This window comes from Corynebacterium striatum ATCC 6940, from assembly GCF_000159135.1.
GTDB classification, from domain to species: domain Bacteria; phylum Actinomycetota; class Actinomycetes; order Mycobacteriales; family Mycobacteriaceae; genus Corynebacterium; species Corynebacterium striatum.
Genome location: NZ_GG667528.1, coordinates 59,806 through 76,224 on the forward strand (window position 1 = coordinate 59,806; position 16,419 = coordinate 76,224).

The 16,419-nt window shown below is 59.6% G+C and carries 14 protein-coding genes; 1 reads left to right on the forward strand and 13 read right to left on the reverse strand.

Going from position 1 to position 16,419, the window contains the following annotated elements:
* Window positions 1-7: 7 nt before the first annotated feature.
* The 10 genes from tatC to HMPREF0308_RS10730 form a co-directional block, all read right to left on the reverse strand.
* Entirely contained in the window at window positions 8-1,084 is a 1,077-nt protein-coding gene (gene tatC / locus HMPREF0308_RS10685; RefSeq protein WP_005531498.1) for a twin-arginine translocase subunit TatC, read from the reverse strand.
* An 87-nt stretch (window positions 1,085-1,171) separates the two neighbouring features.
* Window positions 1,172-1,435, reverse strand: a complete 264-nt coding sequence (tatA, locus tag HMPREF0308_RS10690; protein WP_005531500.1) for a Sec-independent protein translocase subunit TatA — start codon at window positions 1,433-1,435, stop codon at window positions 1,172-1,174.
* Between the two features lie 59 nt (window positions 1,436-1,494).
* Window positions 1,495-2,451: a helix-turn-helix transcriptional regulator gene (locus HMPREF0308_RS10695; protein WP_005531502.1), complete on the reverse strand. Its 957-nt coding sequence runs from the start codon at window positions 2,449-2,451 to the stop codon at window positions 1,495-1,497.
* Window positions 2,452-2,453: 2 nt separating this feature from the next.
* Entirely contained in the window at window positions 2,454-3,434 is a 981-nt protein-coding gene (locus tag HMPREF0308_RS10700) for a helix-turn-helix transcriptional regulator (RefSeq protein WP_005531504.1), read from the reverse strand.
* A gap of 110 nt (window positions 3,435-3,544) precedes the next feature.
* Window positions 3,545-4,921, reverse strand: a complete 1,377-nt coding sequence (gene pafA, locus HMPREF0308_RS10705; protein WP_050765453.1) for a Pup--protein ligase — start codon at window positions 4,919-4,921, stop codon at window positions 3,545-3,547.
* A 44-nt stretch (window positions 4,922-4,965) separates the two neighbouring features.
* Window positions 4,966-5,157: a ubiquitin-like protein Pup gene (locus HMPREF0308_RS10710; protein WP_005531508.1), complete on the reverse strand. Its 192-nt coding sequence runs from the start codon at window positions 5,155-5,157 to the stop codon at window positions 4,966-4,968.
* 18 nt (window positions 5,158-5,175) lie between these two features.
* The gene (gene dop, locus HMPREF0308_RS10715) at window positions 5,176-6,702 is read right to left on the reverse strand and encodes a depupylase/deamidase Dop (RefSeq protein ID WP_005531510.1); all 1,527 of its coding nucleotides are present in this window, start codon (window positions 6,700-6,702) and stop codon (window positions 5,176-5,178) included.
* The gene (gene arc, locus HMPREF0308_RS10720; protein ID WP_005531511.1) at window positions 6,687-8,246 is read right to left on the reverse strand and encodes a proteasome ATPase; all 1,560 of its coding nucleotides are present in this window, start codon (window positions 8,244-8,246) and stop codon (window positions 6,687-6,689) included. Before arc ends, dop begins: the two co-directional genes overlap by 16 nt.
* Before the next feature lie 102 nt (window positions 8,247-8,348).
* Window positions 8,349-9,185, reverse strand: coding sequence for a tRNA (adenine-N1)-methyltransferase (locus tag HMPREF0308_RS10725; RefSeq protein ID WP_005531513.1), 837 nt, complete (start codon window positions 9,183-9,185; stop codon window positions 8,349-8,351).
* A gap of 37 nt (window positions 9,186-9,222) precedes the next feature.
* Complete coding sequence (locus tag HMPREF0308_RS10730) at window positions 9,223-10,482, reverse strand: M18 family aminopeptidase (RefSeq protein ID WP_005531514.1); 1,260 nt, start codon at window positions 10,480-10,482, stop codon at window positions 9,223-9,225.
* Window positions 10,483-10,528: 46 nt separating this feature from the next.
* On the opposite strand from HMPREF0308_RS10730, the gene HMPREF0308_RS10735 reads away from it, so the two are divergent.
* Window positions 10,529-11,356 carry a RecB family exonuclease gene (locus HMPREF0308_RS10735; protein ID WP_034657506.1) on the forward strand — a complete coding sequence of 276 codons (828 nt, stop codon included), beginning with the start codon at window positions 10,529-10,531 and terminating at the stop codon, window positions 11,354-11,356.
* A 98-nt stretch (window positions 11,357-11,454) separates the two neighbouring features.
* Here HMPREF0308_RS10735 and HMPREF0308_RS10740 read toward each other — a convergent pair whose 3' ends face one another.
* The 3 genes from HMPREF0308_RS10740 to aspA all read right to left on the reverse strand — a co-directional run bounded on the left by HMPREF0308_RS10740 (window position 11,455) and on the right by aspA (window position 16,418).
* Window positions 11,455-13,122, reverse strand: coding sequence for a formate--tetrahydrofolate ligase (locus HMPREF0308_RS10740; RefSeq protein WP_005531519.1), 1,668 nt, complete (start codon window positions 13,120-13,122; stop codon window positions 11,455-11,457).
* 115 nt (window positions 13,123-13,237) lie between these two features.
* Window positions 13,238-14,545 carry an anaerobic C4-dicarboxylate transporter gene (locus tag HMPREF0308_RS10745; RefSeq protein ID WP_005531521.1) on the reverse strand — a complete coding sequence of 436 codons (1,308 nt, stop codon included), beginning with the start codon at window positions 14,543-14,545 and terminating at the stop codon, window positions 13,238-13,240.
* A 343-nt stretch (window positions 14,546-14,888) separates the two neighbouring features.
* On the reverse strand, window positions 14,889-16,418 hold the full coding sequence (gene aspA, locus HMPREF0308_RS10750) for an aspartate ammonia-lyase (RefSeq protein ID WP_005531523.1): 1,530 nt from the start codon (window positions 16,416-16,418) through the stop codon (window positions 14,889-14,891).
* Window position 16,419: the final 1 nt, after the last annotated feature.

Genomic DNA, 16,419 nt, shown 5'->3' on the forward strand with positions numbered 1-16,419 from the left:
CCCGCTGCTACAGGACGTCGTCGAAGAAGCCCGCGTTAGGCGGCGTACTTGGCGCCGAGTTAGGCGCTGCGGAAGGTGCGGTTGGCGGCGCGCCATGAGTGCGGGGTGCCAGGTGCGAGGAAGAAACAGGTTGTGCGGCTTCAACCGGCGTAGGCAGCCCGATACCCGTGGTGTCGTCATCCAACGCCGAAGCAGACTCGTCGTCCACATCCAACCAATCCGGACGGTTGCGGTTGCGCCGTTTGTCATTGATGCGGCAGAACTGGAACGCGGACTCGATGAGGACCTCGAGCGCTACGCCCAAGACGATCATCGAGAAGACTTCCTGGCCCGGAGTAACCACCGCCGCGAAGATGAGGATGACCACAAAGATGATGCGGCGCTTGTTCCTGATCACTCGGTATTCCAAGATGCCGATGATGTTGAGCATGACTACCAGCAGCGGGATCTCAAAGCTCACGCCGAAGATGAGGAGCATCGCGAGAAGGTAGTAATAGTAGCGCTCACCAGTCAGAGCGGCCGTTTGGAACTCCTCGCCCATGCTCATGAGGAACTCAAGGCCGACGGAGAGAATGTAGTAGGCCAGTACGGCGCCGCCAACGAAGAGAATGACGGCGGTGGTAACGAAGATGAAGGTGTACTTCTTCTCGTTCTTGTGCAGGCCAGGCACGATGAACGCCCAGATTTGGTACAGCCAAACCGGTGAGGCCAGCACAGTGCCAGCGAGTGTGCCCACTTTCAAGCGCAAAGTCAGCATTTCAAACGGGCTGGTGGCCAAGAGGCGGCACTCCCCGTCAGCGCTGAAGGAGGCGCGGCGCTCAGCAGGAAGTTCACAATATGGGCCACGCAGGATCTCGCCTAGCGGGCGCAGCCCCAAGGGAGCTTGTTCGTACCAGATGAATCCGATGACGGCGCCGATGGCGAGCACGACGAGTGAAATGACGATGCGCTTGCGCAACTCCTGAAGGTGCTCAACCAGCGTCATCTCGCCCATGGGATTGGACTTACGCTTGCCGAACCTCTTGAGCAGGGGTCGCTTACGCGCTGGCCTTTGTTGGCCAGCAACACTTCCCTGTGCAGACATTGACATCGACCTTCCGTGAAAAGAAAAATCTGGAACGAATAAAGCGCCTCCGACACGGCTATTGCGTGTCAGAAGCGCTAACCACATCTATGAGTTTGGGTTGCCTTCAGAACGCGGCTGGGTCTGGCGAGGCTGCATTTCCGGGCTGTTCCAGAACTCTTCATCAGTCTGATTCGCAGGCTTTGCGAGCTGGCCTTGCTGTTCATTCTCAGCCTTCATCTCGTTGACCTCAGACTTGAAAATGCGCATCGAACGGCCCATAGAGCGAGCCAGCTCAGGCAGCTTCTTGGCGCCGAAAAGCAGGACGACGACGAGAAGGATAATAAGTAATTCCCTAGGACCGATTGGCATGGGTGCCTCTTTCTGTTCGACAGGCTCATGTGGAGCTGGTCTATTGAGTTAACTTTCGGCTATTGAGTATAACGCTTAAGGGCCGCGATTCGCCGATCTGCAATTGCTTGAACAAGCGTTTCAGGGCCCACAACTCGCACTCTATCTGCTTGGCTGAGTGCGAAACGAATAAACCAGTCCTCACCACCAATTGGCATCGTTGCAGCTACACGACCATTTTCTAGGGCCTCACCTAAAGTCATATCGTGCTGCTCAGCAAGCCAAGTGAATTCTGGTTGAATCTCTAGTTGCGCAGTCTTGGCGTGTCGCATTTCGAAAGGCTGGGCAGGGTCAAAGTCGAGCTGACGAACGCGCGGATTAGCCTTTTCTTCCAGCACTTTTACTTGACGCATGCGGTCAAGGCGGAAGGTGCGGTGTGCGCCTACAGACTCGTCCCAGGCCACGAGGTAGGGCTCCGATTCGAAGATGAAAATACGCGCCGGATCGACGGTACGTTCCTTTTCTTGGTTGCTTGATGCGGACCAGTACTTGAAGCGCACGCGTTGGCGCTTGTCGACGGCGCCCGCAAGCGCGGCCTGCACCTCGGACTCAGTGGGGTCGATGTGCGCCAGCGAGTCGTAGATGGCTGCGGTCTTTTCGTCCATGATGTCGCGCAGCTTTGCAGCGGCGGACCGCACAGCGGCAGTGTCGATTAGACCCGGCATGGCTTCCAAGGACTCGAGGGTCAGCAGCAACGCGCCCGCCTCCGTAGGCGTGAGACGCAGTGCCTGGGTCAAGCCCTGATCGTTGTAGATCTGGATACCGTCGCGGTAATCAAAGGAAAGATCGATGAGGTCCTCTGTATTACGCCCAACGCCTGAACAAAAGAGGCGATCCACCGCGTCCTTGAGCTCCGCTGGTGTCATCCCCAGGTCCGTGGCGGCCTCCATTGGGCTTTGCCCAGGGTGGTTGCGGAAATAGGGAATCAGATTAAGTGAGCGCACCAGCGCTTGGAGCTTTTGGGAACCATCAGCCATGTCTACTTCTCCCCTTCCTGCGGGCGTTCTGCGGTAAGCAGCTCGATGATGGCGGCGCGAACCGCGGCGGGCTCGAGGACCTCAACGCCTGGTGCATAGCTAGCAGCAGTGCGAACAAGCCAGTCCTTTTCCACTCCATTCATGGCATAGAGCCCATCTTCCCGCTGGGTGCCAGCAGCAGCGAGCTCGAGCGCGCTGCCCTGCGGGATCGAAACGAGCGCGGCCACGGTCTCGCCGCGTTGGAGAGCCTCAACAACGAGGTCTTGCAGCGGGCCAGGCACAGTAAGGTGCGTGGCGTCCTGGCGCGACCTTTTGACGTTATCGATGCGCGTTGCACGGAACACGCGGGGCGCCTCACGGTCAACGTCCCAGCCAACCAAGTACACGCGGCTGTTGTGGTTGACTAGTCCCCACGGGTCCATCGTGCGCCGCACTGCCGGTGAGGAGGGCGTGGCGTAGTAATCAAAAGTAATGCGGAGATGCGCGCGCACCGCCGTGATGACTGCGGTGGTCAGCTCCGGGCTGATGCGGGTGATGTCGTTGACCGCAACGTAGACGGGTGCGCCGCTCAGGTCGCGGGATGCACCAGAGGCTGCGATCTTCGTCCACGCCGACAGCGTGAAGTCACTCAAGCCGCCTGGCTTGCCAATTCCGCCAGCCACGCCCAAGACCATGGCCTCCTCAGGAGTGAAGTCAACGGGCGGCAGCTGGTACTCGTCCTGGTTGAGGCGGTACATCGATCCATTCTCGCCACTGGAGTGGACCACTGGGACACCCGCGCGTTGCAGCGTGACGACGTCGCGCGAGAGCTGCTTCAAGAAGGCCTCATCGCTGCGATTCTGATAACCCTCGACATTCTTGCGGATCCAAGCCGCGCTGCGGTCCGGGCTGCCGCCACCATGTGCCGCGCCTTGCAAGGCAAAGGAAAGGTTGGTCAGCCGCTCGACGGCCTCGTCGCGCTTTGCCGGATTCCCTTCAGCCATGCGGGCATGCTCCTTCACATCGGTTATATGCAAACAGGTTTATTTAAGAATACAGCGCGCATACCTGCACCGCGCCAACCATACGCACGGGATCTAGGCAGGCACGGGAACTAGGCGTTATGCTCCATGTAGTCTAACAACGCTTGCAGGCGGGGATCCTCTGAAACGAACGGGTCAGAAAACTCCTCCGTCATGGGCTCAGGGCGGTTGACCTTCAAGCGTGTCCAGTCCACAGTGACATTAGATCCCAGCCTGCGCGCCTCCGCCAGGAACTGCCCGCGCAACTTGGCGCGCGTGGTCTGCGGCGGGGTGTTGATGCACTTAGCAATTGCTTCGTCAGTGGTCCAACGCTCCACCATTCCGCGGCTTTCCAAGATGCTGAACAAACCGCGGTCCGGCCGGATGTCGTGATAGGTCAGGTCAATCTGTGCCAGCTTCGGGTGGCCCCACTCCCCGCCCAGGCGGTCGCGGTAACGGTCTAGCAGTCCGCGCTTAATAACCCAATCGATCTCGCGGTCAACGCCCGAGAAGTCCTGGGTCTCAATGGCATGCAATGTGCGCTCCCACAAGTCGACCACGCGCGCCATCTCAGCCGACGGGGTGCCTGCGTCTTCGCGCTCGTTAAGCCAGCGGCGGGCGGCGTCGCATAGCGCCTGCTGCACCTCCAACGCAGTGATCGTGGAACCATCAGCCAATGGCAGCGGCGTTCGCCCCGTCGTATCCCTGGCAATCTCGCGAATGTGGTGAATCGGATCAACAACCTCGAAGCGCGGAACGTCGAATCCGGCCTCGAGCATCTCCAGCATCAACAACGCAGAGCCGACCTTGAGCGCCAACGTCGGCTCGGACATGTTGGAATCGCCCACGATGACGTGCATGCGGCGAAAGCGCTTTGAGTCACCGTGCGGCTCGTCGCGGGTGTTGATGATGGGGCGCGAACGAGTGGTCGCGGAAGAAACGCCTTCCCACACCTGGTCGGCGCGCTGCGAAAGCAGGAAGTGCGCTGATTCCTCGCCTCGCGCGGGCTGAACCTTTCCCGCACCGCAGATCAGCTGGCGGGTAATCATGAATGGAAGCAGGGCTACGCCCAAATCCTTGAGCACCACGTGCCGGCTGATGAGGTAGTTCTCGTGGCAACCATAGGAATTGCCGACCGAGTCAACGTTGTTCTTGAACAGGTACACCGCGCGGGGCTGTTGTTCCGCCGCGAGAGCTTCCTCAGCGCGGCGTGCTAAGTCATCAACCACGCGGTCGCCAGCGCGCTCATAGTTGATGAGCTGGGTGAGGCTATCGCACTCCGCGGTGGCCACCTCCGGGTGGGAACCTACATCGAGGTACAAGCGTGAGGCGTTGGGATGAAAGATATTCGAGGAGGAGTACTCGTCCACCACGGGACGGAAAAGGATGCGGGCGATCTCGTCCGGAGTCATTCTCCGTTGATCGCCGCTGGCACTCGAGGTGATTCCGTATTCGGTCTCAATTCCCATAATGCGGCGGGCATAGACCGGACCTGTGGCGAGTTCCCCCACGATTATTCGCCGCCCTTTTGTACGTAAGCGCGCACGAATTCCTCGGCGTTGTTCTCCAGCAGTCCGTCGATCTCGTCAAGGAGATCCTCGGTGCCGGCGCTGTTGATGCTAACCTGGCCTGCGGCCAAGTCCTCAGATGCGTCGCCGTCGTTTCCGCCGTTGCCAGCGTTGACCTGGGATTGGTTTCCACTCATAGCTCTACTTTTCCTTTCTTAACCATGTTTAGAGTACTCGACGTTTACGCCCATGTGGCCGAGCTTGGCCAATAGCTCCTGGGAGTCTGCGGAGTCCGCAATGAGCTTCTCGACGTCGTCAGCGCCAAGCCCGCGCGTATCGTCCAGCGCTACGGTGGCCGTGCCCGTCGGGGTGCGGAAAGACAGTGTCTGCCAGCTGGCCGCCAGCAGATCTTCGCTGTACTTCTGCGTGATACTGCCGCGGAAGAAGGCGCGGGTGTCGCGAGGCGGATTATCCGCAGCGCGGGCGATGTCCTCATCGCTGACGAGCGTGCGCATGCGTCCCTTGCGCACGAGCGCGTGGTATAGCGACTTCGCTGGGTCGATGTCAGTGTACTGAAGATCGATGAGCGCAAGCTTCGGGTTCGCAGGATCCACGCCGCGGTCCATATAGCCCTTGATGAGCTGGTACTTGGCCACCCAGTCCAAGAGATGCGCTGCCGACATTGGGGCGGCAGACAGCAGGCCTGTCACCTCGTCCCAGGCTTCGAGCACGCGCTTGTCGACGTCCGTCACCGCAGCGACGCGCTTGCGGTAGACCGCGAGAATCTCGAGTGCTGTGAGTTCGCGGCCGTCTTTGAGCTGCAGCTTGTGGGTCAAGGTGAGGTCGTGGCTGACCTTAGATACCTCGGCCACGGCGTCGCGCAGCTGCAGATCGCTAAAGTCAACGCCGGCTTCGATGGCATCGAGGACCAAGGAGGTCATGCCCAGCTTCAAGAAGTTTGAGGTCTGCGACATGTTCGCGTCGCCGATGATGACGTGCAGGCGCCCGAAGTCCGCTGCCACGGCATGCGGCTCGTCACGAGTGTTGATGATGCCGCGGTTGAGCGTGGTCTCTAGCGAGATCTCCTGCTCGATGTAGTCGGCGCGTTGGGAAATTTGGAAGCCGGCCTCCTCGCCGTCTTGTCCCCTGCCCACGCGTCCTGCACCAATGACTACCTGGCGGGCGACAAAGAAGGGAATGAGTCCCGCAGCGATGTCGCCAAAGTCGGTGCTGCGGCGATACTGGTAGTTCTCGTGGGAACCATAGGAAGCGCCTTTGCCGTCCACGTTGTTCTTGTAGAACTTCAGCGGCGGGCACGGATCATGGTTGGCGAGCACCGAGGTGCCCTGCTCTGTGAGCTCCGCGACGGATGCGGCGGCGCGGCGCAGGATGAGGTCACCGGCAGCGTCGTAAAGCATGGCGTCCCAAGCATTGGTGCACTCTGGCGAGGAATACTCGGGGTGCGCGTGATCGACGTAGAAGCGCGCGCCGTTGGCGGTGACCACGTTGGCAACACCAATGGCGTTGGGGTCCACGATGGGTACCGTCTGGTAGCGCTTGAGGTCGAAGCCCCGGGAATCTCGCAGCGGGTGTTCCTCCCGGAAATCCCAGCGCGAGCGGGCCCCTGTATGCAGCGCGGCATAAGCGACGACCGCGTGAGTCGAGGTGACAATAGGTGACATCTCCGGGTTAGTTGGCGTGGAGATGCCGTATTCAGTTTCAGTTCCTAAGACGCGTGCCATGAGGTGCTCCTAAAACCCATCAACTCAACGCGGGTGACCTCGGCGCCAGCCTCGGTTCCCGCGACAATCTTTGTCCACTCCTCCGGGCTTGCGGAGGTTGGGACGTACTCGGACTCCGCCTGCTCCGCGGCGATCGCTTGGCGCAGGTGATTCTCGGTGATGCCTTGGGCTGCGCGGGCATCCCCGGCCAGAGCCTCCTTGATGGCCAGCTTCTTCGCGCGGGCGATGATGTTTGCGATCATCGCGCCGGACACGAAGTCGCGGTAGTAGAGAATGCGCGGCTCATCGTTCAAGTAGTGCAAGCGCACAAATGGGCGTTCCGAATACAGATCCTCTACCGCGGCGTCGATAAGAGCATCGACATCGCCCTGGTGCGGGACTTTTTCCCCCAAGTGACGGGAGAAGATATCGCGTGCGCTCTGCTTGTTGGGGCGGTTCACACGAATCTTGATGTCGAGGCGGCCCGGGCGCATAATCGCGGGGTCAATGAGTTCCTCGCGGTTGGTGGCACCGATGACGATGACGTTGCCCAGCTTCTCTACGCCGTCGAGCTCCGTCAACAGCTGTGGGACCACGGTGGTCTCCATATCGGAGGACACGCCGGAGCCACGCGTGCGGAAGATGGACTCCATCTCGTCGAAAAAGACGATGACAGGACGCGCGGCGTCGAGAGCCGCCAGCTCGCGGGCGCGCTCGAAGATGAGGCGAATGCGGCGCTCGGTCTCACCGACATACTTGTTGAGCAGCTCTGGGCCCTTGACGTTGAGGAAGTAACTCGGGCCGGCGCTGCCCATCTTATTGGCAAGAGAATTGGCCACTGCCTTGGCGATCAGGGTCTTGCCACAGCCGGGAGGGCCGTATAGGAGCACGCCTTTGGGCGGCTCGAGGTCATACTGGCGGTAGAGATCCGGATGCAGGAAGGGTAGCTCCACGGAGTCGCGGATTTGGGAGATCTGCGCGTCGAGGCCACCGATGTCCTCGTAGGTGACGTCAGGAACTTCCTCCAGCGAGAGCTGCGCAACCTCGGTCTTTTCGATCTTCTCTAGTGCGACGCCGGACTTGGAGTCGATGAGGATGGTGTCGCCAGCGCGTACGCCCTCGCGGAGACGGGTGGCGAGCAGAACGACCTGTTCCTCACCAGAGGAATTAGCCACGATGGCGCGAGAGTCATCGACTTTTTCCTGCACGGTGGCAAGGTTGCCGGTATCTGGATGCCCGCAGCCTTCGACGACCACGAAGCCGTCGCCAAGCCGCACCTGCTGGCCCACGCTGAGGCTGCCCGGCTCCAAGTTGGGCGAGATCTTCAGGCGCATGGGCCTGCCGTTGGTATAGACCTCGGCATCACGGCGGGAGTCGTGCTCGCGGCCTGAGTATCCGAGGAAGACGCCATAGGTCGAAGCAGGCTCGGAAAGGGCGTTGACTTCAGCGAGCATCTGCTGCAGCTTGTTGCGAGAGTCCTGCAACAAGGACGCGAGCTTGGTGTTGCGCTCGGCGAGTTGATCAATCTGCCGTTTGAGGTCGGCGGTGTGACTTGCGTCGTTCATAGCTACACACTAGCGCGTACGGCTCTCCGCAAGGTTAGGTACCCCTCATTCGTGAGGGTGCACCCTGGTGTGCTGTGTGTGGCGCGCAGGGCTTGGGCGGCGTTACTTGCGAGCGCGGCGCTGCGGGCGCGGCGGGGTCACGCCGTCGGCAAGGCGGCGCGTCCAGATGAGGAATGCGGTGTGTGCGTTCATGCGGTGTTCTGGGCGGGTAGCCAAGCCCTCGACCTTCCACTCGCGCACGAGGGACTCCCAAGCCTTAGGCTCGGTGAAGCACTGCAGCTCGCGGATGCCCTCCATGACCTTCATCAGCTGTGGGACGGTGGCCACGTAGGTCATGAACACGCCGCCAGGAATCAGGATGTCGCGCACCTTTTCGAGGTGCTCCCATGGCTCGAGCATATCGAGGATGACGCGGTCAACTGGGCCGCCCAACTCGTCGACGGTGACATCGGCCAAGTCACCCAAGCGCGGCGACCACCACTCCGGCTGCTTACCGAAGTATTCCTTGACGTTGTCCACCGCGTACTCGAGATGATCGTCGCGAACCTCGTAGGAGAAGACGTGGCCCTCTGGGCCCACAGCACGCAGCAGAGTCATCGAAAGCGCGCCAGAACCCGCGCCTGCCTCCAGGACGCGGGCGCCCATGAAAATGTCGCCCTCAACCAGGATCTGAGCAGAGTCCTTGGGGTAAATGACGGCGGCGCCGCGCGGCATCGACAGCACGTGGTCCACCATGAGGTGGCGGAAGAGCAGGAAATCGCTGCCCAAAGTCGAGCGCACGACAGAGCCCTCGTCCATTCCGGCGATCTCGTCGTGGCGGATGATGCCCTTGTGCGAGTGGAATTCCCCGCCCTCTTCGAGCACCACGGTGTAGTGGCGGCGCTTAGCATCGGTCAGCTGGACGCGATCGCCATAGTGAAATGGTCCGGAGTAAGGCATCGTGGGGATTCCTATGCTTTCTGTGGAGAGGGTCTAGTTAACCTACCAAGTATGCCTCAATGGCCTCGCCCATCCATACTTGGTCGCGTTCGCCGACCATTTCGCGGGCCGAGTGCATCGAGAGCATGGGCACTCCGACGTCGACAGTGTCGATGCCAAGCCGCGTTGCGGTGATGGGGCCGATGGTGGAGCCACACGGGACGTCGTTGTTGCCCACGAAGCGTTGGAAAGGAACTCCTGCTCGCTCACACGCGCGTTCCCACAAGGAAACAGTGGTGGCGTCGGAGGCATAGCGCTGATTACCGTTGATCTTGGTGACCGGACCCTTGCCGATGATCGGATGGTGTGTCGGATCGTGCTTGCCTACATAGTTCGGGTGTACGGAGTGCGCGGCGTCGGCAGATACGCAGGAGGAGCGTGCGAACATCTGGTAGCGCTCCTCTTCGTTGGCGCCGAGTGCGCGGCCGGTACGGCCCAGCACGTCCGCCAGGATTGGACCAGCAGCACCAAAGCGGGAGGAAGAGCCCACCTCCTCGTGGTCGAAGGCGGCCATAACGAGGACGTCGTTATGCGCAACCGCGCCCTTCTGTGCCGCGTTCTTCATGGCTACTAAGGAAGCATGGACCGAAGCCAGGTTGTCCATGCGGCCAGCTGCGATGAGTGGTTCACCGACGCCGAAGACGGCACCGCGCTGAGCGTCAGCGGTGATGAGATTAAAGGCCGAGATCTCGTCTTTTTCCACACCTATCTTTTCCGCAACGACGCTCAAGACGGAGGCATCAGGAGTGCCAACGGAAAGCACTGGCTGCATGTTGTGCTGGCGGTCCGGCTTGAACTCGTCTTGCCGGTAGAGGTGGATGGCCAAAGAAGGCAGACGCAGGATTGGGCCGGTGTTGACCAGGAGGTGCTCGCCATCCTTGGTGACTACCTGGCCAGCAACGGTGAGCTCGCGGTCGAACCACGTATGCAGGAGCGCGCCGCCGTAGATTTCCACTGCGACTTGCTGCCAGCCGGCGGAATCAAAGTCCGGGGTGGGTTTTAGGACCAAGCCTGGTGAGTCAGTGTGAGAGCCTACGATGCGGAAGGCCGAGTTCTTGTCCGCACCTTCGGGCACATACCAAGCCATTACTGCGCCACCGCGAATCATGACGTGTCCGCCAGGCGCCGCTGACCATTCGGCGGATTCATCTTGACGGACGAAGCCTTCCTCCTCCAACTGGCGCGCTACTTCGTGCGCTGCGTGATAGGAAGAAGGGCTTGCAGCAATAAAATCGAGGAACTCATCCGAAATACTCATACCCCCTACTTTGCCATGAATGCTCGGGCGCTAGGCTAAAAGGACCATGGCTGATGCACGCACTCCCCGACCGCTGGCGCTTTCACCGTCACGGGCCTCTGACTATAAGCAATGCCCATTGCTCTACCGCTTCCGAGCAATTGACAAACTCCCCGAACCGAAGACGCTGGCACAGGTGAAGGGAACGCTGGTTCACGCGGTTCTCGAAAACACCCACAAGCTTCCCCGTGAGCAGCGCGACTACCCCACTGCGGTGAAGATGATTAAGCCGGAGTGGGAGAAAATGGTGGCGGCGGATTCGGAGCTTAAGGAGCTGGTGCCTGACGACGCCACTCTCGACTTCTTCGTCTCTGCCCGGGACCTGGTCAAGGGTTACTTCCAGATGGAAAACCCGCAGGGCTTCGACGCCCAAGAATGCGAGATGTACGTCGATACTGTCTTGCCCAACGGCGTACCGGTCCGCGGATTTATCGACCGTGTTGATGTGGCGCCAACGGGCGAGGTGCGCGTTGTTGACTACAAGACGGGCAAGAAGCCGCTCCCCCGTTACAGCCACGATGCCCAGTTCCAGATGCGTTTTTATGCGCTGGTCTATTGGCGCATCCTCGGGACCATTCCAGCCCAGCTGCGCCTGATGTACCTCAAGGTGCTGGACTCGATGTTCCTTGCACCAACTCGGGAGGAGCTGGAGTACTTCGAGCGCGACCTTGGCGATTTGTGGGCGAAAATCGAAGGTGACGGCAAAGAGGGCGTCTTCCGGCCAAAGACCTCGAAGCTGTGCGGCTGGTGCTCCTTCCAAAAGCTGTGCCCCGAGTTCGGCGGCACCCCTCCGGAGTACCCGGGCTGGCCCGGGTCCACGGCGGACGTTTCCTAGTTAACAGCTAGCAACTCATAAACAAAGGCTGCCGAGTACACATTGTTATCTGAACTGCTCCCCTTCGGGTACTCGGCAGCCTTTTTGATTTTCTGTCTTTAGAACAGACCAGAGATGGTTCCGTCGGTGTCAACGTCGATGTTGTTCGCGGCCGGCTTCTTAGGCAGACCCGGCATGGTCATGACGTCGCCGGTAAGGACGACGATGAATCCAGCGCCGGTACGTGGCAGAAGCTCGCGCACATGCAGGGTGTGGTCTTCCGGTGCCCCCAGCGCAGACGGGTTGTCCGAGAAGGAATACTGCGTCTTAGAGATGACGACTGGGAATTCATTCCAGCCGTTGTCCTCGATGTACTGCAGGTCCTTCTTCGCCTTGGGGCCATACTCGATGTGGGTGGCACGGTAGATTTCCTTGGCGACGGTCTCGATGGACTTCTCGACGCCCTCTGCTGGGTCGTAGAGCTGGTGGGCTGCGCCGTCCTGCAGATTGTCGATGAGCGTCTGAGCAAGTTCCTTTGCGCCTTCGCCGCCCTTGCCCCAGACGTCTGCCTCGGCGAGAGCAACACCGAAGTCCTCAGCCCACGTGCGCATGAACTCACGCTCGGCGTCGGTATCGGTGAAGAAGGAATTCAGAGCGACAACTGGGCGTAGGCCAAACTTCCGTAGGTTCTCTACGTGGCGCTCTAGGTTTACGATGCCCTTGCGCAGCGCATCCAGGTTTTCGGTGGTGAGGTCTTCACGAGCCTGGCCGCCGTTGTACTTCTGGGAGCGGATGGTTGCTACGACCACTGCACCGGCGACGTCGAGATCGCCAAAGCGAGCCTTGATGTCCATGAACTTCTCGCCACCAAGGTCTGCACCAAAGCCAGCTTCGGTGAGGACGATGTCGCCGAACTCCATAGCAGTCTGGGTAGCCAGCAAGGTGTTGCAGCCGTGGGCAATGTTGGCGAACGGGCCGCCGTGCACGAATGCCGGGGTGCCGCCCAGGGTCTGGACCAAGTTCGGGTTCAGGGCATCGCGCATAAGCGCGGTGAGCGCGCCTTCTGCGTTGAGCTCACGTGCGGTGACGGGCTTTTGATCGTAGGTGTAGCCGACGGTGATGTCACCGAGGCGCTTCTTCAAATCCTCGAGGTCCGTAGCCAAGCCCAGGATTGCCATGATTTCGGACGCTGCGGTGATGGTGAAACCAGTTTCTGCCGGGACTCCGTGGGCGGGTCCGCCGAGTCCGGTGACGACGTTGCGCAGTGCACGGTCGTTGACGTCGAGGCAGCGCTGCCAGGTCACGCGTCGAGGATCGATGCCTAGTTGGTTGCCTTGATGGATGTGGTTATCGATGATTGCCGCAAGAGTGTTGGTGGCGGCGGCAATGGCGTGGAAGTCACCGGTGAAGTGCAGGTTGATGTCTTCCATTGGGACGATCTGAGAGTAACCGCCGCCAGCGGCACCACCCTTGATGCCCATGACTGGGCCTTGAGAAGGCTCGCGCAGAGCGACGATGGCCTTGTGGCCGAGGAGGGAGAGCGCATCGGTGAGGCCGATGAGCGTGGTGGACTTGCCTTCGCCGGCAGGAGTTGGCGAAACACCCGTTACCAAGACCAGCTTGCCCTTGGGCTTAGAGTGATCCAGCTTGGTGATGTCGACTTTGGCTTTGGTGTTGCCGTAAGGGATGAGAGCTTCTGCCGGGATGCCGGCGCGGTCTGCGATATCGGTGATGGGCTCGAGGTGGTGAGCCTGGGCGATTTCAACGTCTGTCAGGTGGGTAGTCATGGCTTTATGCTACCGAGAAAAAGCCGCTTGATCCGGCCAAATTCAAAGATTTGGGGGCCAAGCGGCTGGCTTTAAACTTACCTTTTGTGGTGGGTAATTCAGGTGCCTCAAGAAGCTAGGCGATAACTGCACCCAAAAGGTAGCTCAGCAGGACAGAGGCCACGATGGAGACCGTACCCGGGATGAGGAATGGGTGGTTGAAGACGGCCTTTCCGATGCGGGTAGAACCAGTATCGTCCATCTCGACCGCTGCAAGCAGAGTTGGGTAGGTCGGGAGAATGAACAGAGCAGAAACTGCTGGGAATGCTGCCAGCGCGGTAAGTGGGCTTGCACCCAGAGCGAGAGCAGCTGGAAGCAGTGCCTTGGTGGTAGCTGCCTGGGAGTACAGGAGCGCTGCTGCGAAGAAGAGAACCACGGCGAGCATCCACGGAGCGGACTTGATGATGTCACCAGCCATTGCCTGGATGTCTTCGAGGTAGTGGTTGATGAGGGTGGTGCCGAGCCAAGCGACGCCCAGAACACACATCGAGGCAGACATGCCGGACTTGAACACTGGGGTGTTGAGAACGTCCGCGGCCGGAATCTTGGTGATCATCACGATGAGTGCAGCGGCGGTCAGCATGACCGTCATGATTGCCTCGTTACGTGGCAGGGTCGGGTCGGTGATGAGGCCGACCTGCTCAGAGGTCAGGGTTGCCCAGATCATGACGATGACGATGGCGGCGAGGAAGATACCGATGGAGGCCTTAGCGCCCTTCTGGACAGTATGGCCGGACTCCCCCTTCGGCTTCGATACGAGGCCTTGTGCCAGGCGCTCCTGGTAAACCGGATCGTCGTCGAGTTCCTTACCGGCGTGGTTGGCAAGCCAAGCAGCCGGGAAGATGCTCAGGAAGGTAGCTGGAATCAATACTGCGAGAAGCTGCAGGTAACCAATGCCTACTGGCTCGAGGAGCGAGGCCAACAGGACGACTGCTGCGGAAATCGGGGATGCACAAATTGCCATCTGTGAGGCAACGACGGCGATGGACAGCGGCCGGGAAGGACGAACCTTGCCTTCCTTTGCGACCTCGACGATAACCGGAAGAGTAGAGAACGCAGTGTGGCCGGTACCAGCCAGTACGGTCATCAACCAGGTAACGATTGGTGCGTAGTAGGTAATGCGGCGAGGGTTCTTACGCAGGAAGCGCTCTGCGACATAAACCAGGTAATCCATGCCGCCAGCGCGCTGCATCGCCGCGATGGCAGCGATAACGGTCATGATGATGCCGATGACATCGAATGGGATGTCTTCGCGGGTAACGGGGATACCGGTAAGGCCAAGGGCCAGTACGCCGAGGCCGCCGGCCATACCGATACCGATTGAGCCGATGCGGGCGCCCAAGTAAATTGCCGCAAGGACAATGAGGATATGGACTATAACCATGAGAGTCTCCACAGGTTTGAAATGAATGGCTTCCTCAGCCCAAATTCATGAGGGAGCCATGCTCTGTCCCTCCTATTGTCCCCCAAACAATGTGGCTTTTGTTAGCCAAATCGCCCGTTTGTGTTTGTTCCCACATATTTAATTCTTTATATTACGGTTGGTTAATTGAAATTCATCAAAACCCCTGGATATACAAGAAGCCCGGTTCGAACGAAGCTTTCCGCCCTCGTGTCACCCTGCCCATTTAAGGGGGTGGCACGAGTCAAAAACTAGTCCGAAACGGGCTTTTGAAACTCTTATCTCTTAAGACCGTGCAGATTCCCACACGGCCTTAAAGTGGGAATTAATCCTCGTCGACGTAGAGCTGGCCGCGGAACTCTGGGTGCATAAGGTTTTCTACGGACAGGACCTTCGACAGGGTTGCCTCGTCCATGAGACCCTTCTCCAGGACCAGCTCCTTGACGCCCTTGCCAGTCTTCAGGGACTCCTTGGCGATTTCGTCACCGTTGTGGTGGCCGATGAACGGGTTGAGGTAAGTGACGATACCGATGGAGTTCTCGACGTATGCGCGGCAGACATCTGCATTTGCGGTGATGCCAGTGACGCACTTCTCGCGGAGTGTATCAACGGCGTTGCCCATGATGCGGATGGACTGGAACAGTGCCTCGCCGATAACCGGCTCCATGACGTTGAGCTGGAGCTGGCCGGCTTCAGCGGCCATGGTGACGACGTGGTCGTTACCGAAGACCTTGAAGCAGACCTGGTTGACAACCTCTGGGATAACCGGGTTGACCTTACCCGGCATGATGGAGGAACCAGCCTGGCGAGGAGGCAGGTTGATTTCACCCAGACCAGCGCGTGGGCCAGAGGCCAGCAGGCGCAGGTCATTACAGATCTTGGCGAGCTTCATGGCGGTGCGCTTGATCACGGAGTGCAGAAGCACGTAAGCGCCACAGTCGGAGGTTGCCTCGATCAGGTCGCGAGCGGTCTTGATCTCGAGGCCGGTGACCTCGGACAGGGCGGCGGTGACCTGGTGGCGGTAGCCAGCTGGGGTGTTTACGCCGGTACCAATTGCGGTTGCGCCGAGGTTGATTTCCAGCAGACGCTTCTGAGCGTCACGCAGGACAGCTTGCTCTTCGGCCAGGTTGTGGGCGAAGGCCTTGAACTCGTCACCAAGGGTCATTGGGACTGCGTCCTGCAGCTGGGTACGGCCCATCTTCAGAATGTCCTGGAACTCGTTGCCCTTCTCGTGGAAGGATGCCTGCAGCGCGTCGATGCGCTCAATGAGGGCATCAAGCGAGAAATACAGGCCGAGGCGGAAACCGGTTGGGTATGCGTCATTGGTGGACTGCGACATGTTGACATCATCGTTCGGGTTGATGATGTCGTAAGCACCCTTCTCCTCGCCGAGGTACTCGAGAGCGAGGTTTGCCACAACCTCGTTGGTGTTCATGTTCAGTGAGGTGCCAGCGCCGCCCTGGAATACGTCCAGTGGGAACTGGTCCATGCAGCGGCCCCCATCCAGAATTTGGTCACAAGCCCAAATGATGGCTTCTGCCTTCTTCTTTGGCAGAACGTGCAGACGGCGGTTTGCCATCGCGGTGGCCTTCTTTACCATCACCATGCCGCGGATAAAGTCCGGGATGGTGTTGATGGTTACGTACGAGATTTGGAAGTTGTCGATTGCGCGAAGGGTGTGGACACCGTAGTACGCGTCATTCGGAATTTCCAGGGAGCCGAGAAGGTCGGTCTCGGTACGAGTCTTCTTCGAAGACTTCGTTGCCTTAGCAGCATCCTTTGCTTCAGAGGCGGATGGCTTTACACCTTCCTCCTTGGCGTCAATCTCTACATCCTTCTTAGTGGTCTTAGCCATT

Coding starts and splice junctions, on each gene's coding strand:
- tatC (WP_005531498.1), bottom strand. CDS start 1,084: ATGTCTGCACAGGGAAGTGTTGCTGGCCAACAAAGGCCAGCGCGTAAG.
- tatA (WP_005531500.1), bottom strand. CDS start 1,435: ATGCCAATCGGTCCTAGGGAATTACTTATTATCCTTCTCGTCGTCGTC.
- HMPREF0308_RS10695 (WP_005531502.1), bottom strand. CDS start 2,451: ATGGCTGATGGTTCCCAAAAGCTCCAAGCGCTGGTGCGCTCACTTAAT.
- HMPREF0308_RS10700 (WP_005531504.1), bottom strand. CDS start 3,434: ATGGCTGAAGGGAATCCGGCAAAGCGCGACGAGGCCGTCGAGCGGCTG.
- pafA (WP_050765453.1), bottom strand. CDS start 4,921: ATGGGAATTGAGACCGAATACGGAATCACCTCGAGTGCCAGCGGCGAT.
- HMPREF0308_RS10710 (WP_005531508.1), bottom strand. CDS start 5,157: ATGAGTGGAAACCAATCCCAGGTCAACGCTGGCAACGGCGGAAACGAC.
- dop (WP_005531510.1), bottom strand. CDS start 6,702: ATGGCACGCGTCTTAGGAACTGAAACTGAATACGGCATCTCCACGCCA.
- arc (WP_005531511.1), bottom strand. CDS start 8,246: ATGAACGACGCAAGTCACACCGCCGACCTCAAACGGCAGATTGATCAA.
- HMPREF0308_RS10725 (WP_005531513.1), bottom strand. CDS start 9,185: ATGCCTTACTCCGGACCATTTCACTATGGCGATCGCGTCCAGCTGACC.
- HMPREF0308_RS10730 (WP_005531514.1), bottom strand. CDS start 10,482: ATGAGTATTTCGGATGAGTTCCTCGATTTTATTGCTGCAAGCCCTTCT.
- HMPREF0308_RS10735 (WP_034657506.1), top strand. CDS start 10,529: ATGGCTGATGCACGCACTCCCCGACCGCTGGCGCTTTCACCGTCACGG.
- HMPREF0308_RS10740 (WP_005531519.1), bottom strand. CDS start 13,122: ATGACTACCCACCTGACAGACGTTGAAATCGCCCAGGCTCACCACCTC.
- HMPREF0308_RS10745 (WP_005531521.1), bottom strand. CDS start 14,545: ATGGTTATAGTCCATATCCTCATTGTCCTTGCGGCAATTTACTTGGGC.
- aspA (WP_005531523.1), bottom strand. CDS start 16,418: ATGGCTAAGACCACTAAGAAGGATGTAGAGATTGACGCCAAGGAGGAA.